Below are 20,511 nucleotides of genomic sequence, written 5' to 3' on the forward strand. Positions count from 1 at the left end.
CCTGCGTCGGGTGACAGGATTTGAACCTGCGACCCTCTGGTCCCAAACCAGATGCGCTACCAAGCTGCGCTACACCACGAGCACTCGTTGCCGAGCGAGGCAGCTCTAGTACGTCTACGCTCATGCGCACGACTCAAGTGCGGCATCGGCCCCCAGAAACCGCCTGAGCGGCGGCCGCCGTGGCTTCCGTACTGGCGTCGCCGACGTTGGCGCTCTTGGCTGAGCACCCGGCGGTCAGCGATATGCCCGCAAAGTCAGCGATGCCACCGGTCGTCCACGGCGGATGGCGTGTGTTGTAACGGCCATCTACTGTCGCCTCATTGAGTTCCAGTTGGCATACCCTTGCCGCCTACCTTGCATCCTGAACTCTCGCAGGGCCACGGGCCAGAGGATTCTCATGCGTCATCGAGCCGCCTTCCCCGCTGTCCCAGCGCTCCATGTACGTCGCGCGTCGGGAGTGCGGGCGTGGGACGAGATGTGCTGCGAGCAGGAAAGTGATCGAACACCCAACTCAACGGTGACGAGTGAATACGTCATAGCGAAGAAGGCAGGCACCCCCAGGTGGGCGCTATTGCGATGACGTCCGCCACCACGTCAACTCTGGCCCGGGGCGGCGTGCGCTTCAATCGGAACCACCGACGGTGCCCCGTCAACAAAACTGAACACCACGGTCGACCCCTCGCTTACGTCAACTCCGGGAGGCACATCCGCCTCAATCGCTGCGTTGCCACGGCTTAAGGTCACGGACCGCCGTGCGCCGTTGCGCGTCACCTGGGCAACCGTGCCCGTGTAGACCTCCCCTGGGTGGGCAGCCGCCGCGCCCCGTCCAAGAAGCTGCACCGACTCGTGCCTCACGACGAGGACCCCAGGCCCCTCCGGAGCCGATTCGGGCACCGCCACCTGCCCTAGATCTGATGAATGCACTGCCCCGCTGACGACGCCCAGTACGGCGTTGCGCCCTCCCATGAGGCGAGCCACCGCCTGGCATGACGGGCGTGAATAGATGCGCTCGACCGTGTCGTGCTGAAGCACCACCCCACTCTCGACCACCGCGATACGGTCAGCCACAGCCGCAGCCTCATCCCGATCGTGCGTCACCATCACGATGGTGGGCGGTAGCTCCGTGCGCAGCTCTGCCAAGAGTCCGTGCATGTCTGCGCGCAGGTCAGGGTCGAGTGCGCTGAACGGCTCATCCAACAGCAGGACGGTGGGACGGGCAGCCAAGGTACGAGCAATCGCTACCCGCTGCTGCTGGCCTCCCGACAAGGAAGCGACGTTGCGATCCGCATAGTCGGGCAGTTGAACCAGATCCAGATAGGGCACCGCGGCCGCGCGAGCCGCACGCCGCGAGGCACCTGCCGCGCGTAGCGGGAAGGCCACGTTATCGAGGACAGACAGGTGTGGAAACAGCAGCGACCGTTGGAAGACCATCCCAACCCCGCGACGCTCAGGCAGCACCCCCGTGACGTCACGCCCGTCAATGAGGACCTGGCCTCCGCTGGGATCCTCCAAGCCAGCGATGATCCGCAGAATGGTGCTCTTTCCGGACCCACTGGGGCCCAGCAACGCGGTGCGAGTCCCCGGCAGGATGTCCAGGTCGATGCCGCGCAGCGCCGGCACAGGGTGTCGTTTGAACTCCTTGCTGACCGCTTGAAGAGTGATGGCAGTCGTCATACTGCACCTTCCGTTCGCCAGCGGCTATTCGCGAGCACCGCGAGAAGAACCACCGGAGGGAGGATCGCGGCAAGAGAGAGAACTGCAACCACGGCGTCGTTTCCAACGCCCGAGGCCGCAGATGCGGTGACCAGAGGCAGCGTGACGACCTGCCCGCCGCCAACAAAGACGGTGACGATGTAGTCGCTCCACCCCACCAAAAAGGCAAGAAAGGCCGCCCGTGCCAGTGCCGGGGTGAGCAGGGGGATGTGCACCTGCCAGAGCACCCTGCGGCGGGAGGCTCCCAGCGTTCGTGCCTCCTCCTCGTAGCCCACATCGTGTGCAGCGTACGCAGTGCGTAAGACGAACGCCGTGTACGGCACGGCCATGGCCACCAGCACCAACACCAGGCCCATCACCGGCGGAACGTGCGCGCGGAGCAAAAGGATGTTGGTCCCCAGAGCCGCGACGAATGCCGGGATCAAGAGTGGGGAGAACAGCAGCGCCGTCAACGTCCGCGGCATAGGCGCCCAGCCGTTCACGAGGCCACGCGCGGCAACGGCTCCCAGCGGGGTCGCGATCGTCGCAACCGTGAGACCCAGTGTGAGGGACCGCGCAAAAGCTTCGGCTCCACCGGCCGCGAGCGCGGACGACACCCCACCCAAGCCCCACTCGGTCGGGAGCCGCGCGGGGAAAGACCATTGTTCGGCCAGGCCCCACAGCACCAGCGGCACCAAGGGAAGGGCAAACCACACAATCAGCAGCAGCGCCAGCCCCTGGCGGGCCATACGGCTCATGCCGCGCGACGTGGTCAGCGGGCGGCCGGGGTCGCCTTGGAGCCTGACGGGACTGCGTGGGGCCGATGCCGGGGGTGGCACCGAGCGGAGGGAGACGCTCATCGCCACACCGCCGATCGTCGCAGCAGGGTGAAGGCTGCTGCGGCGACGAGCGTGGACAAAGTGACAATCACGACTGCGACGGCGGCAGCCTCTGGCCGGGTAGTGAGACTGACCTCTCCATACAGACGCACTGCCATCACTGAGAGAGGCTCGGGGTAGGTCCGCCCCAGCAACCACGCCACCTCGTAAGACCCGAGCGTGTAGATGAAGGTGATAGCGCCTGTGAGGATCACCGACGGTGCGGCCAGTGGAAGAAGCACCAGGCGCAGCCGGGTTGCCCGATTTGCCCCCAGCACCGCAGCAGTTTCGTCGAACCGTGCCACACGAGTGGTCAGCGTGCCTGCCACCACGAGTGCTACAAAGGCAGCTTCCTTCCACGCATACTCCAGAATGACTGCAACCCACCAGGGTCCGCCCACCAACGACGGCCAGTCCGTGGGTGGTACCTGAAAAGTCCGCGCCAGCAGCCCCGAGTCAGCGAGCAGCAGGCCTATGGCCGCGGCCCCGATGAGGTGCGGGACCGTGACCGTAGCCGCGCCCAACCCAATAAGCACGCGGGCCAGGCGACCTCCGGCCACGATCAGCACAGCAGCCGTACCGCCAACGAGCACGGCGAGTGTGGTAGACGCCACGGCAATGCCCACGGACACCGCAATCGAGGACGGCAGTTCGCTGGCAACGCCCGTGTACGCGTCGACAGACAACCGCGCGGGCCCCACCAACGGCAAGAGTCCCAAGCTCTGCGCCACGGTGAAGCCCAACCCACCGACGACCACGATTGCCGCGGGAATCGCGGCAACCAACACCAAGAATCTGGCGGGTCCCGGCGTCATCGGCCTGCTGGAATGCTGGTGCGCCAGCCTTCATCGAGGGCGGGCACCCACTCGGCTGCAAGTTCTGGATTGGCGTCCGTGGACAGCACGTCAAAAGACGGCACCACCGGAGACTCCGGTAGTGCCTTAAATGCGGATAGGTCATTCTCTGACAACTTGTCATAGTCCACCACCGTGAACTGACCCCACGTGGCGGGGTCGGCCTTCGCCACCTGCTGTTCCACAGACAAAGCCGTATCTGTCACGACCATTGCCCCCGCGGCATCGGCCGCATTTGCCGGGATCGCAAGGAAGCTTGCATTGCCCAGCGTCCCGTCCTCCAAGCTGAGGACCTTCGTAGCGGCCGGGTAGGTGCCGTCCTCCACCAACTGGGTGAGGGTCGCCGGCCCATAGGTCATCGTGAAGTCAACCTGGCCATCCGCGTACAGCGAGTTGAGTTGGTCGGAGTCTGCCGGATACGTGTCTCCCCCACGCCACAGAAACGGAGCCACACCGGCCAAGGTGTCGTACAGCTCGGGTGTGAGGTCAACGAAGTCCGCCTCGGTATACTCCGCAGGCACGTTTTCATAGCCTCCGGAAACGCTGTACAAGACGTGTCGGAGGAATGCAGAACCGGTGAAGTCAGGGGGCGCGGGGTAGGTGAAGCGGCCAGGGTGATCCTCAGCCCACTCGAGCAGCCCCGCAACGGTGGTGGGCGGGTCGGTGACTACATCCGAGTTGTACGCAAAAGTGAACTGAGCCTTGTTCCACGGCGCTTCACAACCGTTGACCGGCGTGCCAAAGTCTTCAGTCAACAACGGGTCCGCAGAAGACACGAGCTCCATATTGGGGAGCAGGCTGGTCCATTCGCACAGCCAAGCGTTCGCCTCACGTCCCGTGCGGAAGTTGTCGCCGTTAACCCACACAAGATCCACCGAGCCGTCATCGGTACGGCCGGCCTGCACCTCGGACAGCATGCGGTTCAGAGCTTCCCCCGTGTCTGCAATCGGCACCCGGTTCAGGGTCACGCCACGCTCCGCCGCCGCGGGGGTAAGAACGTTATCGACGTAGGCGTTGCCCTGCTCGTCACCACCCCACATCCACAGGTCCACCGTCTGACCGTCTGCATCCGCAAGGACCTCATTCCACTCGGTGTAGGTAGCCAATGTGGAGGTGTCGCTTGAAGAGTCCGGTGTTGTGCAGGCGTTCAGCGTCAAGAGCCCAGCGACTGCTAGCGCGATGGCCCCCATCACACGAGGCAGACGATGGCGGGGCCGAGGCGAGCGAAATGGCACGGATGGTCCTTTGTTGGCGGATTCACGACGAGCCGCCACAGTACAGGCGTAGGCCGCGGGCGAACGGTAATCCACCTCACATAGTGAACTACTCGCGCTCGTTAGGCTGGTGAGCGTGCACAACTTGACCCCCCGCGTGAAATGGCGTGCGGCATTGTTCGCGCTCGTCATCGTGGGCACGATCATTGTCACCTTGACTGTGCCGCTGCCCAGCGTCGACGAGGTGCGCGCGGCAGCGGAACGTAGCGGCGCCTGGGCGGCCATCGCATTTGCGGTGGGGTACGCACTTGTCTCACTTACCCCTGCCCCCAAGAATGTGGTGAGCATCGCGGCAGGGGCGGTGTGGGGGCTCCCCATTGGTTTCCTCATTGTGTACACCGGCGCGCTCGGTGGTGCCCTGCTGTCCTTTGTCATCAGCCGTGTCCTGGGGCGCGACATCATTGAGCACTTCACCGGCAGACGGCTCGCTCAAGTCGACCACTTCCTCAAAGACCGGGGGTTACTGGGGGTGCTGGGGGCACGGCTCGTTCCAGTGGTCCCGTTCACCGTGCTCAACTATGGGGCAGGCCTCACCACCGTGCGACTGTGGAACTACGTGCTGGGCAGCATGATCGGGATGATTCCCGGCACCGCCGCCTATGTTGCCGTGGGCGCGTACGGATTCTCACTTGAGTGGTCGTTCTTTGTCGCAATGGGTGCCCTGGGGTTGCTCACCATCGGTGGCGCATTTTACGCAGTCCGCGCCCGCACTCGCGCGGGGAACTCGGCTGCCGCAAGCATTGAAGGCACCCCTGCATCGGCCCAGGCGACATCCCACCACGCCGTACCTGCGCCGGAGGCTTCCGCGGAAGCATCCTCCTCCGAACCGATGGCACCGCAATGATGGACGTCGCCGTGCGGCAGGCGCTCAGCCGCCCCATGGAATGGATCGCTGCTCACCTCGACAGGCCGTGGGTCACGCCCAATGGGCTCACGCTGCTCGGGATGGTTATTGGACTGTCCAGTGCGGCCCTTGCCGGGTTTCAACTGTGGATTCCCGCGCTAGCGACATGGCTGGTCTCCCGGGCGTTGGACGGGTTGGACGGGACGTTAGCTCGCCGGCGACTGCGGCTAGACCCGCACGCGCGGCGCAGTGAGGTGGGTGGCTTCCTCGACATTGTTGCGGACTTCATCGTTTACGGCGCCACCGTGGTGGGCATCGCCCTGGGAGCCACAGCGGGGTTCGATGCTCCGTGGTGGCCGTTCTTGCTGGTGCTACTGGCGTACTACATCAACGGCACCGCATTCTTGGCGTTCTCCTCCATCGCGGAACGCACCGGGCACCAGATCAACGATGGCAGGTCGCTGTCTTTCCTGGGTCGCATTGCCGAAGGCACGGAGACCATCGTGGTCCACAGCCTGTGGCTGGTACTGCCATGGTTCGCCTGGCAGATCGCGCTGGTGTGGTCCGTCTTTGTATTCATCAGCGCAGTGCAACGGATCGTCAGCGCGATCAGAATCCTGCGCTGACTGCCACGCCCACCGCTACACCGATCGCCGGCCCACGACGCCAGAACGCACCCGGCTCAGGACGCGCACTGCGACGGCCACCGCGCCCCTACCAAGCCGGTGCCGGACATCGGCCACAGCGGCATTCCACAATGCATCGTTAAATGTGGGGTACGGGTGAATAACGTTCGAGATGGTGCTAGTCGAGAGCTTTGCGCCCACCGCCAACGTGAGCTCCCCGACAGTCTCGCCCGCACGCGGTCCCACAATGGTGCCGCCTAGGATCCGCCCCCGGCGATCCACCACAATCCGGGTGTAGCCGTCCGTATCCGCCTCGGCAATGGCGCGGTCACTGTGTTGGTGCTCCCAGGTGACCACACGGTGAGACTGAGCGTCGGCATCGGCCTCCTGAAGGCCCACGGCTGCCACTTCTGGAGACGTAAAGGTCACTCGAGGAATCACGCGCTCTTCCGCGGTGCGGCGCAGGCCAAGAATCGCGTTGGTGGCCGCCACGCTGCCATTCATACCTGCGGTGTGGGTGAACTTGGGCAAGCCCGTCACGTCACCCGCAGCCCAGATACGAGGGTGTGAGGTGCGAAGCATGCCGTTGACACCCACGTACCCCCGAGCATCGGTGCTGACCCCGGCGCGGTCCAAAGCCAGTTCCTTGGTGTGCGGCGCGCGTCCGTACGCGACCAGGAGAGTGTCGAACTCCACGCTGCTACCGTCGTCCAAGGTCAGGACTCCCGCTCCCCCGCCCGCGCCACGGAGGGATTCAACGCCCGTGCCGGTCATGATCGTGACGCCGTCGCGCTCCATCGCTGCGTGCACAATGTGGGCTGCGGATTCCTCTTCCTTAGGCAGCAGGCGCGGCCCTCGCTGGATGAGGGTCACCTGGGAGCCCAGCCGGGACATGGCTTGACCCAGCTCGCATCCAATGGCACCGCCACCCAGCACCACAAGGCGGCCCGGAAGGTCATTGAGGTCCCAGAAATCTTCACTCGTGCGTACTGTGACATCGTCCATACCTGCGATATCCGGCAGCGCAGGAGGGGTCCCGGTCGCGATGAGCGCCTGGCGGAACAGCACCTCTTCTCCGTCCACATTGAGGCTGTGATCCGAGGTGAAGTGCGCGTCGCCCGTCATGACGGTAACGTCCGCAGCCTCCAGGGCTTCGCGGGAATCCGTAGGAGCGATCGAGTTGATAGACCGGTCCACCGATTCCATGGCGGCACGAAAATCGTCCCTGGCTGACGGTGGTGCCGCCGGACCGCGCAAACGTGCAGCTGTCGCAGTGCCGTGGGCGGCCGCGATCAGAGCCTTAGAGGGGACGCACCCGGTCCACAGGCAATCTCCCCCCAGCCGGGCCCGCTCAACGAGTAGAACCCGTGCGCCAAAGCCGGCCGCCGTCTTACTCGCCACCAGCCCAGCACTACCCCCGCCAATCACCACAAGGTCCCATGGCTTCGAGTTCGGCATCCGCTTCCTTCCGTCATACGCGGCTGCGCATCAGCCGCCCACCCTTGTTTACCGGCCCTGCAACGCGCCGTCTGTACGGCAGCGCACACAGCCTTTTCTCCACCATCACAACAATGAAGGCCAGGATGGCACGGTGATCTCGCACACAGACGCCGTGCACCACACACTTTAGAGTTCTGACATGAGTGATCGGTTCTCCTACGGCGGCGGCGCGCGCTACTACGACCAGTTCTCTGGCGAGTGGCTCTACCGCGCAGGCCGTGTCGAGGGTGTTCAGATGCTGGGTGCCCGCGCGGGTGACACCGTGCTCGATGTGGGTTGCGGCACAGGGAAGAACTTTCCGCTCCTGCTCGAGGCAGTGGGCCCCACGGGTCATGTCCTTGGCCTGGACCGGAGCCCTCAGATGCTGGACGTTGCGCGAGCGCGGGTCGACCGTCACCTGTGGCCCAACGTGACCCTGGTGCAAGCCGATGCGACACGGTTCACAGCAGCTGACCTAAAGGGGCGCACTCCCGACGCCGTCCTCTCCACCTATGCGATGAGCGTCACCGATGACCCGGATGCGGTGTGGCAGTGTGTGCGCGCCGTCACCTATCCCGGTAGCCGGGTCTGCATTGTCGATATGCGGGCTCCGACGGGCCTTGCCCGCCTGCTGGAGCCGCTGGCCCGCCTGGCGTGCGCCATGGGGGGCGCCGACATCAACGCCCACCCTTGGACGCTGCTGGAGGCAGATGGCGCCGGCGTCGAGGTCAGGGGACTGCGCGGCGGGCACATTCAGGTGGGCGCCGGAACCCGAGGCCGCAGCGCCGCGGACACATCGTCGGCGTTGCGAACGCCACATTCCGGTCCGGCCATCCATGATTGAGGCATGCGCCATCGGCGTCACAAGGGCGCCGGACTCGGACCAGCGTCCCTGGGCACCCAACCGTCGGGAGACCAACCCCTTGCTTCCATCCAGTGACGAGTCCTTCAGTTGCCTCAGCGATGTGGATCTGTTTGCGGACCTCTCCCCCGACGAGATCGCTGCGTTCGACCAGATGGCACCCGAGCGCACCTTCAGCAACGGTGACCTCGTCTTCAGCCAGAGCCAGCCGGTTACGGCCCTTTTCATCCTCAAGAGCGGTCGCGTACGCATCTTCCGCGTCACCGAGGATGGCAAGGCCCTCACGATGGCAATCCTGGAGCCGGGCGCCGTCTTTGGCGAGATGTTGCTTGTGGGCCAGCGCATGTACGACAACTACGCAGAGGCCATCGAGGACACTTCGATCTGTCAGTTGAGCGTGGTAGATGTGGAGCAGCACCTCCTGTCAGACCCACGCATCGCTGTGCGCATCTCTCGGCACTTGGGCGACCAGGTTGCGCGGCTCGAAGAGCGGCTCACCGATCTTGCCCTCCGGCCACTACTGGCGCGGGTCGCCAGCACGCTCGTGAGGCTTGCTGAGCCGCAACGCCGGTCCCGCCTAGGGCACGTCACAATCCGCCTCACACACGACCAGCTCGCAGGGCTCCTGGGTGCCACCCGGGAGTCCACCAGCAAGACCATGGCTGACCTCGCGGCGCGAGGGCTCATCCGGCAGTCACGCGGCCGCATCGTATTGCTCGACCTTGATCAGCTCACTGTGCTGTCCAAGACCATGGAGTAAGACGGCCGGGCCCCGACCAACCCACACCAGATCACGGCGAAGTTCACGGCCACCCAGTAGCCGCATCAACCAGGGACTATGGTCCCATGCGCGAAGCGCCTTTATCTATTTGAATGGGCTGACAACTATTCCACCAACGAAGGAGGAAATGTAATGTCACGCACGTTCGAGGGAAAGATCGCCGTCGTCACCGGTGGCGCTTCAGGCCTAGGCGAATCCATCGCCAAGAAGATCGCGGCGCAGGGCGCCACAGTAGTGGTTGTGGACCTCTCCGGGAGTCAAGACCAAGTGGCGGCAGCGATAGGCGACACTGCAGTCGGCTACGAACTCGATGTCGCAGACGAGACCGCTGTGGATGCCTTCGAAGCTTGGCTTCGCGACCGCTATGGCCGCATCGACGTCCTGTTCAACAATGCGGGTATCAACGGTGTCATGGCGTTGAGCCACGAGTATCCGATGGACTCATTCGACAAGGTCATGTCCGTGAACACGCGGGGAGCATTCATGGTGCAACGCATGGGCCTGCGATTGATGCTCGATGACGGGGGCGCCATCGTCAACACCGCCTCTATTGGCGGGCTATACGCCACCCCCACTGCAGCCGCCTACATCACGTCCAAGGGAGCGGTGGTCATGATGACCAAGACTGCTGCACTCGAGTACGCACGCAAGGGAATCCGCGTCAACGCGGTCGCCCCGGGAATCATTCGCACTCCTTGGCTCGACGGTCTTGAAGATGACCTCATCGAGACCTTGGCTCAGCAGGTACCCCAGGGGCGTGTGGGCACGTCGGACGAAGCCGCCGACGTCGCGCTGTTCCTCGCCAGCGACCAAGCCACCCACGTCACCGGCCAGATCATGCTGGTCGACGGCGGCCGCTCCGCCGGTTAAGGCGCCTCAGGAGTGCGCCCCACGCAAAATGACCTCTCTGGGCACGGTGGACCAAGTTTGCCTCGCTAGCACGACGGGCGGGAGCGTGCGATCTTGCCGCCTAGCAAGAGAAACGGCGCGGTAGGCGGCAGCCCGTGTCTACCAAGCCAGACAGCCCCACCCTCGACCAAAATTCGCGCCCCGGCACCCGTTTTGGACGTTGCCAACATTGAGGTAGCCGGCCCAAGACTGCTTGACAGTGGGACGGGCGGGTGTACGAAAACCAGTCGGCGCCCGCGACTCGCGACACAGCTTCCGAGGGAAAGCGGAGTGGATTGCCGTGTACGGCCCCGAGCGCAACCGGATCGAAGGCAAGAACGGCGAAACCAAGAACAGCCTGCTCGGCAGCCTCGCCCAAGCCGGAGACCGGCGACACGTCGGCATGGGCAAGCAGGTCATCGCCATTCTCGCGCGCAGCATCGCCACCAACGCCCACTCACTGCTGCGATTCCTCAAGAAGGCCGACGAGCCCCTCAGCGATCCAGGCTTCACTCCACTGTCACCCTTCGGCCACGCCTGGCGACGCTCCGACGACAAGGACCACTCGCCGCACCGCGTGACCGGACGCACCATGGCAGAACCGGCCGACAAGCCACCACCACCCCCGTCGATCGTGCCCGACATCCCAGAAGTCGCATAGCCCCGCAGCCGGCCCACCGCCGGCCGCGAAGCGTGCACCGACACCCCCAACAGCGACGTAAGACCACGAAAAACGCGGCGAAAGACACGCCCCGAACCACACCACCCAGCTCCTAGCGCGTCACCAACCGCAAGACGGCGCCATCCACCTAGAAAAATGAGCTATCCGCGCCCCATCGCGCAATACCGAGTGTATGAACCAGGCAATACCGAGTGGACACCGATGGTGGGCCAGGTGGGGCTTGAACCCACGACCGACGGATTATGAGTCCGCTGCTCTAACCGGCTGAGCTACTGGCCCGACTCCGCATGCGCGCATCCTCATCGAGGCCGCGTGCTGTGGATGCGCGCCAGTCTAGCCGTCTACCGGACCCAACCAATCGCTTAAATCGTCGCCATTGGCCCAATTGAGGTGCCTTTCGTCGTCACGGAGCAGGCATGCGTCAAATGCACGCGCGATGCTCTCTCGTTCTGGCCCACGACCCGTCACGACGAGGCGGGTTGCACGGCGGTTGCGTCCCCAACTGCCCAAGGAACCCACGCTGACCTGCCGGCCGGCGCCCTCCCACGCGCACGGCTCGCCTGGGCGGGTGGGGACCCGGAAGTGGCCGCGGGTGCGCGCATCGTGACTTCCCAGTTCCACGAGGTGCTCACGCAGCCGATCGGGGTGGAATGGCTTGGTGCTGACGAGGTCGATGGACCATACGCCATTGCTGTCAGGTTCGACGTGGCGCTCGAGGCGGAGTGGGTCGACGCGCCCCATGGCCCGGTGGCACCTGTGCTCGTGAGCCATGATCGCGTCGCCATCAAGGGTCTCTGCAGGGCCGGCCACAACGGACGATCCACGTCCGCGAAGGTGCCCCACCGTCGCAACGGCCTCACCGCTGACCGGCCCATCGCCCACAATCGCCACAAGGTCGGCGTGAGCGAGCATCGGCGCTACTGCTTCAGCGACGACACGACCGTCGTCTTCAACCAACGAGAGTCCGCGGTCGTCAAGGAAGTCGGAGTTAAAGGCGTCGTCGGCAATGGTGGTGGCATCCACCGCGCAAATCACAGCCCCCAGCCGAGTTCCCGCGAGCTCTCCCCCGCGACGGGAGGCAGTGTTCAGGGCGCGGGTGACGGGAGCCGACTCGGCTGTAACGGGCAACGCGACCAGCGCACGCGTCCACCTCCCACGTGCCCGGAGCCTCTCCAAGGTGGGGATCAGGTCCTCACGGACGGCACAACTTAGGCACGCGTGCTCGAGCTCGGTGGCGTCGGTCTCCACGACTCCACTGGCGTCAGAGACCACACGGCGGATCTCATCGCCGACGAGATCGTGGTGGATTACGACTGTGTCGGCGCGCTCGAGAGCAAGGCTGAAGGAGACGGAAGCACGGATCACGGGGTCCATGGTGCTGAGGATCGAGATGGTGAACGGAGCTGTCATGAGGAAAACCGTACCACTTGACGAGAACGATTATCATTACTACGTTGGCGCTCATGTCACGACAACGATGCCAAGTCACGGGCGCGACGCCCAGCTTCGGCCACTCCATTTCCCATTCCCACCACCGCACCAAGCGTCGCTGGGACGTCAACATCCAGCGCAAGACGTACTTTGTGCCGTCGCTGAACAGGCGCATCACGATCAATGTGTCCGCAAAGGGCATCAAGACAATTGACCGTGACGGCATCGACTCCGTGGTCGCGCGCGTGATCGCGAACGGAGAGCGCATCTAGTGACAAAACAGAGCAAGGACGTCCGCCCCAAAACCTCGCTTTTGTCCACGGCGGGCACCGGGGTTCGTTACATCACCCGCAAAAACCGCCGCAACACGCCCGACCGCCTCGTGCTGCGCAAGTACGACAAGATCGCGCGCCGGCACGTCGACTTCAAGGAGACCCGCTAATGGCTAAGAAGAGCAAGATTGCACGTCAGCAGCAGCGGGAGGTGATTGTCGCGCGTTACGCGCAGCGCCGCGCCGAGCTCAAGCGCACTTCAGTAAGCCCGCACGTGAGCGAGGCGGAACGCAGTGAGGCAATGAAGGCACTCCACGCCCTCCCCCGCAACGCCTCCCCCACCCGCCTGCGCAATCGCGACCAGTCAGACGGCCGGCCCCGCGCCCACCTGCGCAAGTTCGGACTGTCACGCGTGTCCTTCCGCGACGCCGCGCACCGCGGAGAACTTCCCGGCATCACGAAATCGAGTTGGTAACCCATGAAGAAGAACATTCACCCCCGCTACGAGCCCGTCGTGTTCCGCGACGCCTCCGCAAACTACGCCTTCCTCACCCGCTCAACGGCAACATCGGACCGCACCGTCGTGTGGGAGGACGGCAACGAGTACCCAGTCGTCGATGTAGAGATCTCCGCAGCCAGTCACCCCTTCTACACGGGGCAGACGCGAGTCGTCGACACCGCAGGACGCGTTGAACGCTTCAACCGTCGGTACAACAAGGAGGTTTCATGAAAGTCCGGGCCAGTCTCAAGTCACTCGCACGCAAGGAAGGGTCCATCGTGGTCCGCCGGCGGGGCAAGACGTACGTGATCAACAAGCGCAATCCGCGCTTCAATGCGCGACAGGGGTAAACCGTGGCTGTTCCAAAACGCAAGATGTCCCGGGCCAACACGCGCTCACGGAGAGCGCAATGGAAGGCTCGGGCCCCTAGGCTTGTTCCCGTTACTGTGAATGGGGAACAACACATGGTTCCCCGCCCCATTGTCCGCGCTGTCCAGCGCGGTCTTATCTCGCCCGACGGCAATCGCCGGGCATGAAAGGACACTCATGTCACTCACCCGTTCCGACCTCGCCGCTCGTATGGCCACCGCTGCTGGCATCACGCAGGCACAGGCCGCCGATGCTCTTCGCGCCTTCGAGTCCACGGTCACCGAGACTCTCGTCGCCGGCGACTCCGTCAAGCTGACGGGCTTCGCTTCGTTCGAGACCTCCGAGCGTTCGGCACGTACCGGCCGCAACCCTCAGACCGGCGAGGCCATTGACATTCCGGCCGCCACCGTTGCCAAGATCACCCCTGGTGCGGCACTGAAGTCGGCAGTCAAGGGTTCCTAAACCCGCTTCGATGCGCGGGGCGGGCTGACCTTCTCGCCTGCCCCGCGCATCGGCCCTTCTCAGGCCCCACCTGCCAGCCAGCGGTGTCACCGAAGGGGCTCAACATCATGTAGAGTTTCTACTCGCAATCCTCCATAGCTCAATTGGCAGAGCAGCCGACTGTTAATCGGCAGGTTGTTGGTTCGAGTCCAACTGGAGGAGCGTCTGAGAGCCGGTCCCACGGGGCCGGCTTTCGTGTTTCTGATGGGTTCATCAGGCACGATGTCGAAGCCACCGCGGAGCAAGGCTAGAGCGCGACCGTCTCTTCCTGAATGCGCCGCTCGGACTTAGCGCTACCCGCGATGATGCGGTGGCGGACTGCGCCGGAGATCATGTCGACAAGGACTGTGACAATCACGATCACGGCGAGCGTGATGCCGATCTGTTCCCATTCGCGCTTGGAAAACAGTTGGCTGAGGAGCGATCCGATGCCGCCCGCGCCAATGACGCCCAGCACGGCGGAAGCGCGAATATTGATCTCGAAGCGGTACAGCCAGAACGCGAGCACCTCGGGCAGCACCTGCGACCAGAAGGCCCAACGCAGGACAGACACCTTGCTGGCGCCGGATGCACGAACCGCCTCAACGGGGCCCATGTCGATCCCTTCGAGTGCCTCTGCGGTCAACTTTCCAAGCGTCCCGACGGCGCCGACGCCAAGCGCGACCGTGCCCGCCAATGGACCAAAGCCCAGGATTGGCAACATGATCACGATCGCGAAGACCAGCTCGGGGACTGCGCGAATCAAGTTGAGGAACGCGCGCGACACCTGCACGGTGACGCGGCCGGAGACATTGCGCGCAGCCAGGAAGCCGAACGGGATAGAGATGAGCGCCCCCATGAGCGTGCCGATCCACGCCATGTAGACCGATTCCATCATCTTGTCGAAGGCGAGAGTCCAGTACTCGGAGTAGGGCTCCGAAAACGGATTGTGCACCAGCCCCTGCCCCATCAGCAGGAAGTAGCGCCACCCTTCCGTGAAGAGTGACCCGAGCTCCGACCACCGCGCACCCGACAACCACGCGGACACGCCCACAAGTGCCAGCAGCCCCAGCCACACCAGGGTCGACCGTGTCTTTGATGGCTCTGTAGGCCGCTTGGCCGGGGTCACGTCAGGGCGCTGCGTAAGGTTCGCGGTACTCACACGAACCTCCGTCGCAGGTACTGAGACAGTTGGTCAATCGCCATGACGACCACGAAGATCGCGACCACGATGGCGGACACATTCGCGTATTCGAAGCGCGAGAACTGCACATCAATGACGGACCCGATTCCGCCACCGCCGGCCACACCGATCACGACGGACGCACGAATGTTGAGCTCGAAGATGTACAAGCAATACGACAGGTAGTTCGGCATGATCTGTGGCAACACCGCCCACCTAGTGCGGCTGATGGTGCCGGAGCCAGACGCATCTGCGGCCTCGAGCGGGCCTTGGTCAACGGCGTCGATGGTCTCCGCCGTGAGCTTCGCGGCAATGCCGATGTTGAACATGATGAGCGCGAGGATGCCGGCGAGCGAACCCACGCCTACGAGTGCGACAAAGATCAGCACATAGGCGATGTCGGGCAGCGAACGCACCATGGACAACGCCACTTTGACGACTCGGTAGAACCAGTTGGACCGGTTGGTCACGCGCGAGGCCATTGTGGCGAAGATGAGTCCCACCAGCACTCCCACGAAAGTCGCGACGATTGCGATGGCGACCGTCTCGACCCAGGCTTCCCACACGCGGAAGATGAAGCTCCAGTTGGGCGTCAAGAACTCTTGGATGATCTCCCAGCCGTTGGTGAAGTTCGTGATTAGCGGCGCGAGGGTGAACTCGATCTGGATGGCCGCCCACACCGTGAATGCAGCGACCGCCGCAAGCCCCGCGATCAGGACGCCGGAGGGCCCAGGCTTTCGGGGGCGCAGGGCCGATGCGTCGGTGGCGGTCGCGCTCATGACCGCCCTGGGAGGACGTCGTCAGCCGTCAGCGAGCGGCCGTAGATCCGTTCGAATGCGGCATCGTCTGCGTCGGCCCCGGTGCCGTCGAAGACCACCTTGCCGTCTCGCATTCCGATCACCCGCTCGCCGTAAGCACGCGCGAGGTCGAGGAAGTGCAGGTTGACCACAGTGGTGATCCCCAACTCGCGGTTGATGCGCTGCAGGTCCTTCATGACCATCTGTGCAGTGGGTGGATCAAGGGAGGCGACCGGTTCATCCGCGAGCATGACTGTGGGGTTCTGGGCGAGCGCACGGGCAATAGCGACCCGTTGCTGCTGACCGCCAGAGAGCTGCGACGCTCGGGTCCAGGCCTTTTCGACAATGCCGACCCGTTCGAGGCAGGTGTACCCCAGCTCCTTCTCTTGGGCAGTCCACAGCCCCAGAACGGATCGGTACCACGGCACGTCGTGAAGGGCACCCATGATCACGTTGTTCATGACCGTGGTGCGCTTGACGAGGTTAAAGGACTGGAAGATCATGCCAATGCGCGAGCGGATGGCGCGCAGCTGCTTCTTGGAAGCGCCGGTCACTTCACTGCCATCAACGGAGAGGGTGCCCGATGTGGCGGGGACCAGGCCATTAATGGTCCGGATCAGCGTGGACTTTCCCGCGCCTGACAAGCCCACCACGACGACGAACTGCCCATCGGGGATCGACAGTGACACGTCGTCGAGTCCGACAACGCCGTTGGGGTACCGAACGGTGACATTGCTCAGTTCAATCATGCGGTGAAATCGCCTGGCCTTAGATACACGTGTGCGGTGGCCGCGCCCGAAGGCACGGCCACCGCCACCTCGTTGGAGCTGTTAGCCCTGGTCGCCGAAGTTCTGCTCGACGGGACGCACGGTGTTCTCGAAAGCGTCGAGGTTTGCGGCCTCGAGGCCCTCGATGTTGTACACCGCGTCAAGAGCCGCAGCGCCTTCTTCAGTCTGGGAGATCGCCATCAGACCGTCGGTGATCTGCGACTTGGCGTCATCCGACAGGTCGCCGGAGACAACCACGCCGTCGTTAGGGATGTTCGACGTGTACGCGAACACCACGACTTCCTCGCCGATGTCCGAGAACTCTTCTGCGAGATCGCCACGAGCGTCGTTGTAGGAGATTCCGACTGCTGCGTCACCGTCGTAGACGGCCTGTACGGCCTGCGGGTGTCCGCCCGCAAACATCGCTGCAGAGAAGTCGGTCAGCGGGTCAAGGCCCTGAATCTCCGCGAGCTGGGTGGCCGGGAAGTAGTAGCCCGATGCGGACGACTCGTCCACGAACGCGATGGTCGATTCGGGGTCGACCAGAGCGAGAGCTTCTTCGCCTGCCGGGCCGGAGCCGCCGGTCGCGCCGTTGCAGTACGAGTAGTTCACGCCTTCGTCGTCAGCCTCGGTGACAATGTCGTCGAGGCAGAACGTGCCGGGGTCACTGGTGAGCCACTGACCTACGTATTCCGACGATCCGTAGCGAACTGCCTGCAGCACGATCTCTGCGCCAGCAACGTCCTCTGCCTGCACCATGGCGATGGGGCCAAGGAAGCCAATGTCTGCCTGGCCGGTCTGGAGCGCGACGACCACTGCGGAGTACGACTCGGGCACGAACACCTCGACGTCGACGCCAAGTTCCGCGGACAGCGACTGGGCAAGAGCCTCGCCGTCGGTCGTGATCTGGTCGACCTCGTCCGAGGGAACCAGCGCAAGAGTGAGCGATTCAGGAAGGCCCTCGGCCTCCATCGACTCGTCTTCCATCGCGTCATCCTCGACGGTTGCCTCAGCGGCCGACGCGGTGGCGCTGGCGGTGGCCTCATCTTCGGACTCTTCGCTCGAGCAACCTGCGATGGTGAGCGCGACGGCGCCCGTCAGGGCAACAGCTGCGAGGGGGTTGAACTTGATCTTCACTGTGAGTGACTACCTTCCGGTGGGGGCCGGGTATCGCCAACAAGCGACACCGCGAGGTCGCCGCATGATGCGGCTCGCCCTCACGCTATGCCTGAAAAATGCCACCTGAGAAGGATTCGAGTGAACCTTCGCCCCCTCGTAACGGAGGGTTCATGAACGCGTTCCCTGGACGTGACGTTCCCGTGACATCAGGCCTCCGGGCGCATCGTCCCGGCCCGGGCTAGTGCTCGCGCAATTGGCGTCGACGCGCCTCAAGTTGCACGATCTGAGCGAAGGCCTCTTGCGCACCGTCGGTCCCCGATCCCGCACGCTGCATGCGCCCACGAAGCTCCGCGATCTGACGCGTGATGCTCAGGTCCAAGACCTTGGCCAGCACAGTGCCTGCGTAGTGACCAATAGTCTCTGGCTTGTCGTGCGGAAGCGGCGACACTGCCAGTTCTGACACTGTCGCGGCGAGCGCGTCACCGGCCTGCTCCGCAACATCGTTGGCCCAGTCGGGGCCGGCCTGTGCTGGCCCGCCCGCCGCCAGGATCGACTCATACACGGCCCGGTATTGAGGCACCGAATACGCCTGCGGGGTCATCTCGCCCACGACCGAAGCTCCCAGGGCGTCTTGCATCACCTGAGCGGGCGCCTGGAGGAGCGTTCCTAGCGACAACGCTTCCGCGCGCACCACGGGGTCGCGGCGATTGGGACGGGCCGATGCTATGGCTAGGTCATCGCCCTCGCTCACCACAGGCATTGCTCCCGTGTGCGCAGCCGGTTCGCGACCTCGGCTCTTGGCAGCCTCGGTGACTGCTCGACGGACGATATCGATGTCCATACCGAGCCACCCGGCGAGCCGGCGCGAGTACTCCGGCTGAATCGCACGGTCACGGATGCCAGCAACCACGGGGGCGGCTGCGCGCAACGCGGCGGCACGGCCCTCCGGGGTCTCAAGGTCATTAGCGCCCAGCGCGGTGCGGATCACGAACTCGAACAGTGGGGTGCGAGCCTCAAGCAGGGACTGCACGGCCTCGTCGCCGCCGGCCATGCGCAAATCGCACGGATCCTTCCCCTCTGGATCCACTGCGACGAACGTCTGCGCCAGGAATTGCTGATCGAGCTGAAAGGACTTCAGAGCCGCGTTCTGGCCCGCCTCATCGCCGTCAAACGTGAAGATGACCTTTGCGCCAGACGTGCCGACCTTCATCGCTCCCCCGGCGACATCTCCCATAAGGCGGCGCACGACCTTCACATGCTCTTCGCCGAACGCCGTTCCACACGTCGCGACGGCGTTCGTGATGCCGGCAAGGTGGCAGGCCATCACGTCGGTATATCCCTCGACGACGACGGCAGCGCGCTCGGACCTAATGGATCCCTTGGCGAGGTCGATGCCATAGAGGACCTGGTTCTTCTTGTACAGGGGTGTCTCGGGGGTGTTGAGGTACTTGGGACCCTGATCTTCTTCATAAAGGCGACGGGCGCCAAAGCCGATCACTTCGCCCGTGACGTCGCGAATGGGCCACACGAGGCGGCCGCGAAAACGGTCATAGACACCACGAGAGCCTTCCGAAACGAGACCCGACGTGCGCAGTTCCGCTTCGGTAAACGCCTTGCCGCGAAGGTGGTCGGTCAGGTGCGACCACCCCTGGGGGGCATAGCCGATGCCGAAGTGTTCCGCGGCGGCTCGATCGAACCCGCGCTCGCGCAGGAAGTCACGGCCAATGCGCGCTTCAGGACTGTGGAGCTGTCCCGCGAAGTACTCCTGGGCGATCCGGTGTGCCTCAAGGAGTCGCTTGCGCTGTCCTGCCGTGCCTTCCCGTTTGGGTCCGCCGCCCGCCTCGTAGCGCAGCGTCACGCCCGCGCGATCAGCCAGGTACTCCACTGCCTCCGCGAACGGAAGGCCGTCGATGCGCATGACGAACTCGATGACGTCGCCGCCCTCGCCGCAACCAAAGCAGTGCCAGCGCCCGGCATTGGGGCGGACGTGGAAGGAGGGGGACCTCTCGTCGTGGAAGGGGCACAAGCCCTTGACCGAGCCCACACCAGCGGGTTTGAGGGCTACGTGTTGGCCAATGATGTCCTCAATGGGGGCCTTCTCACGCACGGACGCGATGTCGTCCCTGTTGATTGTCCCGGCCACGTGTGAATCGTACTCGCCATCCTCTGTACCACCTCGCTTGTCTGCGCCGACAGCGAAGACGTGCCCCAAGCATCGGCCCCGGTCGGTACCCTGGGCAGTGGTTCACATCCATCGAAAGGACTCCCCCGTGAGAATCGACGCCTTCCTCGCTGACTCGGCTGAGGTCGTCAACGGCAAGATCTATTCGCTCGGCGCGGGATGGAACACCATCTTCGTGCGGCAGTTCCCGGCGGCGCACCGACGCCTCGCCGTGGCCGCAACCGTCCACGTTCCCTTCACCGCGACCAACTCCTCGCACCAGCTTGAGCTCAAGCTCCTGACTGAAGACGGCAAGGAGTACCCCATCGGTGTCCGCCAGGACGCGGAGGGCAAGGCTCAGCCTGTGCGCGGCATGGGTGGCGAGTTCACCCTCGGTCGCCCGGCGCACCTGGTCGACGGTGACGAGCAGGTTGCCTGCTTCGCGTTCACGATCGACGGCATCCGCTTTGTGCAGCCCGGTATGTTCTCCTGGGTCGTGTCGGTCGACGGCGAAGAGCTCGGCCGCCTGCCCATGCGCGTGCAGCAGGTCCAGCAGCAACAGCAGTAACCGTT

The 20,511-nt window shown here is 64.2% G+C and carries 25 protein-coding genes and 3 tRNA genes; 15 read left to right on the top strand and 13 right to left on the bottom strand.

Features of this window, described 5'->3' with window-relative positions; all coding sequences use genetic code 11:
- Positions 1-5: 5 nt before the first annotated feature.
- The 5 genes from AOP74_RS10585 to AOP74_RS10605 form a co-directional block, all read right to left on the bottom strand.
- Positions 6-80, bottom strand: a tRNA-Pro gene (locus AOP74_RS10585).
- 514 nt (positions 81-594) lie between these two features.
- Complete coding sequence (locus AOP74_RS10590) at positions 595-1,674, bottom strand: ABC transporter ATP-binding protein (RefSeq protein ID WP_061962331.1); 1,080 nt, start codon at positions 1,672-1,674, stop codon at positions 595-597.
- Complete coding sequence (locus AOP74_RS10595; protein ID WP_082096348.1) at positions 1,671-2,552, bottom strand: ABC transporter permease; 882 nt, start codon at positions 2,550-2,552, stop codon at positions 1,671-1,673. Before AOP74_RS10595 ends, AOP74_RS10590 begins: the two co-directional genes overlap by 4 nt.
- Entirely contained in the window at positions 2,549-3,385 is an 837-nt protein-coding gene (locus tag AOP74_RS10600; RefSeq protein WP_061962333.1) for an ABC transporter permease, read from the bottom strand. The genes AOP74_RS10595 and AOP74_RS10600 overlap by 4 nt, the downstream gene beginning before the upstream one ends.
- Entirely contained in the window at positions 3,382-4,614 is a 1,233-nt protein-coding gene (locus tag AOP74_RS10605; protein WP_061962334.1) for an ABC transporter substrate-binding protein, read from the bottom strand. Before AOP74_RS10605 ends, AOP74_RS10600 begins: the two co-directional genes overlap by 4 nt.
- A 160-nt stretch (positions 4,615-4,774) precedes the next feature.
- Here AOP74_RS10605 and AOP74_RS10610 point away from each other — a divergent pair, with 160 nt between their 5' ends.
- Both AOP74_RS10610 and AOP74_RS10615 read left to right on the top strand, forming a co-directional pair.
- A complete protein-coding gene (locus AOP74_RS10610) occupies positions 4,775-5,542 on the top strand; it encodes a TVP38/TMEM64 family protein (protein WP_082096268.1) in 768 nt (255 codons plus the stop codon).
- A complete protein-coding gene (locus AOP74_RS10615) occupies positions 5,539-6,168 on the top strand; it encodes a CDP-alcohol phosphatidyltransferase family protein (protein ID WP_061962335.1) in 630 nt (209 codons plus the stop codon). Before AOP74_RS10610 ends, AOP74_RS10615 begins: the two co-directional genes overlap by 4 nt.
- Before the next feature lie 15 nt (positions 6,169-6,183).
- On the opposite strand, the gene AOP74_RS10620 is transcribed toward AOP74_RS10615, so the two are convergent.
- Positions 6,184-7,626, bottom strand: coding sequence for a dihydrolipoyl dehydrogenase family protein (locus AOP74_RS10620; protein ID WP_061962336.1), 1,443 nt, complete (start codon positions 7,624-7,626; stop codon positions 6,184-6,186).
- Between the two features lie 181 nt (positions 7,627-7,807).
- Between AOP74_RS10620 and AOP74_RS10625 the strand changes: the two genes are divergently transcribed.
- The 4 genes from AOP74_RS10625 to AOP74_RS10640 all read left to right on the top strand — a co-directional run bounded on the left by AOP74_RS10625 (position 7,808) and on the right by AOP74_RS10640 (position 10,839).
- The gene (locus AOP74_RS10625; protein WP_061962337.1) at positions 7,808-8,491 is read left to right on the top strand and encodes a class I SAM-dependent methyltransferase; all 684 of its coding nucleotides are present in this window, start codon (positions 7,808-7,810) and stop codon (positions 8,489-8,491) included.
- Positions 8,492-8,612: 121 nt separating this feature from the next.
- Positions 8,613-9,269 carry a Crp/Fnr family transcriptional regulator gene (locus AOP74_RS10630; RefSeq protein WP_236683810.1) on the top strand — a complete coding sequence of 219 codons (657 nt, stop codon included), beginning with the start codon at positions 8,613-8,615 and terminating at the stop codon, positions 9,267-9,269.
- A 153-nt stretch (positions 9,270-9,422) separates the two neighbouring features.
- Positions 9,423-10,160 carry an SDR family NAD(P)-dependent oxidoreductase gene (locus tag AOP74_RS10635; protein WP_061962338.1) on the top strand — a complete coding sequence of 246 codons (738 nt, stop codon included), beginning with the start codon at positions 9,423-9,425 and terminating at the stop codon, positions 10,158-10,160.
- 319 nt (positions 10,161-10,479) lie between these two features.
- The gene (locus AOP74_RS10640; RefSeq protein ID WP_061962339.1) at positions 10,480-10,839 is read left to right on the top strand and encodes a hypothetical protein; all 360 of its coding nucleotides are present in this window, start codon (positions 10,480-10,482) and stop codon (positions 10,837-10,839) included.
- 223 nt (positions 10,840-11,062) lie between these two features.
- Here the strand turns inward: AOP74_RS10640 and AOP74_RS10645 are convergent.
- Both AOP74_RS10645 and AOP74_RS10650 read right to left on the bottom strand, forming a co-directional pair.
- Positions 11,063-11,139 (bottom strand) — tRNA-Ile (locus tag AOP74_RS10645).
- Between the two features lie 54 nt (positions 11,140-11,193).
- Positions 11,194-12,270: a CobW family GTP-binding protein gene (locus tag AOP74_RS10650; RefSeq protein WP_061962340.1), complete on the bottom strand. Its 1,077-nt coding sequence runs from the start codon at positions 12,268-12,270 to the stop codon at positions 11,194-11,196.
- Positions 12,271-12,323: 53 nt separating this feature from the next.
- Here AOP74_RS10650 and rpmB point away from each other — a divergent pair, with 53 nt between their 5' ends.
- The 8 genes from rpmB (at position 12,324) to AOP74_RS10685 (ending at position 14,094) form a co-directional block, all read left to right on the top strand.
- Complete coding sequence (gene rpmB / locus AOP74_RS10655) at positions 12,324-12,563, top strand: 50S ribosomal protein L28 (RefSeq protein ID WP_061962341.1); 240 nt, start codon at positions 12,324-12,326, stop codon at positions 12,561-12,563.
- A complete protein-coding gene (gene rpmG, locus AOP74_RS10660) occupies positions 12,563-12,733 on the top strand; it encodes a 50S ribosomal protein L33 (RefSeq protein ID WP_061962342.1) in 171 nt (56 codons plus the stop codon). Before rpmB ends, rpmG begins: the two co-directional genes overlap by 1 nt.
- Entirely contained in the window at positions 12,733-13,038 is a 306-nt protein-coding gene (rpsN, locus tag AOP74_RS10665; protein ID WP_061962343.1) for a 30S ribosomal protein S14, read from the top strand. Before rpmG ends, rpsN begins: the two co-directional genes overlap by 1 nt.
- Positions 13,039-13,041: 3 nt before the next feature.
- On the top strand, positions 13,042-13,293 hold the full coding sequence (locus AOP74_RS10670; protein WP_061962344.1) for a type B 50S ribosomal protein L31: 252 nt from the start codon (positions 13,042-13,044) through the stop codon (positions 13,291-13,293).
- The gene (gene ykgO, locus AOP74_RS10675) at positions 13,290-13,412 is read left to right on the top strand and encodes a type B 50S ribosomal protein L36 (RefSeq protein WP_061962345.1); all 123 of its coding nucleotides are present in this window, start codon (positions 13,290-13,292) and stop codon (positions 13,410-13,412) included. The genes AOP74_RS10670 and ykgO overlap by 4 nt, the downstream gene beginning before the upstream one ends.
- Before the next feature lie 3 nt (positions 13,413-13,415).
- Positions 13,416-13,598 carry a 50S ribosomal protein L32 gene (rpmF, locus tag AOP74_RS12085; RefSeq protein ID WP_082096272.1) on the top strand — a complete coding sequence of 61 codons (183 nt, stop codon included), beginning with the start codon at positions 13,416-13,418 and terminating at the stop codon, positions 13,596-13,598.
- A 10-nt stretch (positions 13,599-13,608) separates the two neighbouring features.
- Positions 13,609-13,893 carry an HU family DNA-binding protein gene (locus tag AOP74_RS10680; RefSeq protein ID WP_061962346.1) on the top strand — a complete coding sequence of 95 codons (285 nt, stop codon included), beginning with the start codon at positions 13,609-13,611 and terminating at the stop codon, positions 13,891-13,893.
- A 128-nt stretch (positions 13,894-14,021) separates the two neighbouring features.
- Positions 14,022-14,094, top strand: a tRNA-Asn gene (locus tag AOP74_RS10685).
- Between the two features lie 85 nt (positions 14,095-14,179).
- Here AOP74_RS10685 and phnE (AOP74_RS10690) read toward each other — a convergent pair.
- The 5 genes from phnE (AOP74_RS10690) to dnaG all read right to left on the bottom strand — a co-directional run bounded on the left by phnE (AOP74_RS10690) (position 14,180) and on the right by dnaG (position 19,920).
- A complete protein-coding gene (gene phnE / locus AOP74_RS10690; RefSeq protein WP_061962347.1) occupies positions 14,180-15,073 on the bottom strand; it encodes a phosphonate ABC transporter, permease protein PhnE in 894 nt (297 codons plus the stop codon).
- Positions 15,070-15,873, bottom strand: a complete 804-nt coding sequence (gene phnE / locus AOP74_RS10695) for a phosphonate ABC transporter, permease protein PhnE (protein ID WP_061962348.1) — start codon at positions 15,871-15,873, stop codon at positions 15,070-15,072. The genes phnE (AOP74_RS10690) and phnE (AOP74_RS10695) overlap by 4 nt, the downstream gene beginning before the upstream one ends.
- The gene (phnC, locus tag AOP74_RS10700) at positions 15,870-16,640 is read right to left on the bottom strand and encodes a phosphonate ABC transporter ATP-binding protein (protein WP_061962349.1); all 771 of its coding nucleotides are present in this window, start codon (positions 16,638-16,640) and stop codon (positions 15,870-15,872) included. The genes phnE (AOP74_RS10695) and phnC overlap by 4 nt, the downstream gene beginning before the upstream one ends.
- A gap of 81 nt (positions 16,641-16,721) precedes the next feature.
- A complete protein-coding gene (gene phnD, locus AOP74_RS10705) occupies positions 16,722-17,795 on the bottom strand; it encodes a phosphate/phosphite/phosphonate ABC transporter substrate-binding protein (protein ID WP_236683811.1) in 1,074 nt (357 codons plus the stop codon).
- A 220-nt stretch (positions 17,796-18,015) separates the two neighbouring features.
- Positions 18,016-19,920, bottom strand: coding sequence for a DNA primase (gene dnaG / locus AOP74_RS10710; protein WP_061962613.1), 1,905 nt, complete (start codon positions 19,918-19,920; stop codon positions 18,016-18,018).
- Between the two features lie 127 nt (positions 19,921-20,047).
- Between dnaG and AOP74_RS10715 the strand changes: the two genes are divergently transcribed.
- Entirely contained in the window at positions 20,048-20,506 is a 459-nt protein-coding gene (locus AOP74_RS10715; RefSeq protein WP_061962350.1) for a DUF6941 family protein, read from the top strand.
- The last annotated feature ends 5 nt before the right edge of the window (positions 20,507-20,511 follow it).

This window comes from Demequina flava (assembly GCF_000975035.1).
In the GTDB taxonomy this organism is placed as follows: Bacteria; Actinomycetota; Actinomycetes; order Actinomycetales; family Demequinaceae; genus Demequina; species Demequina flava.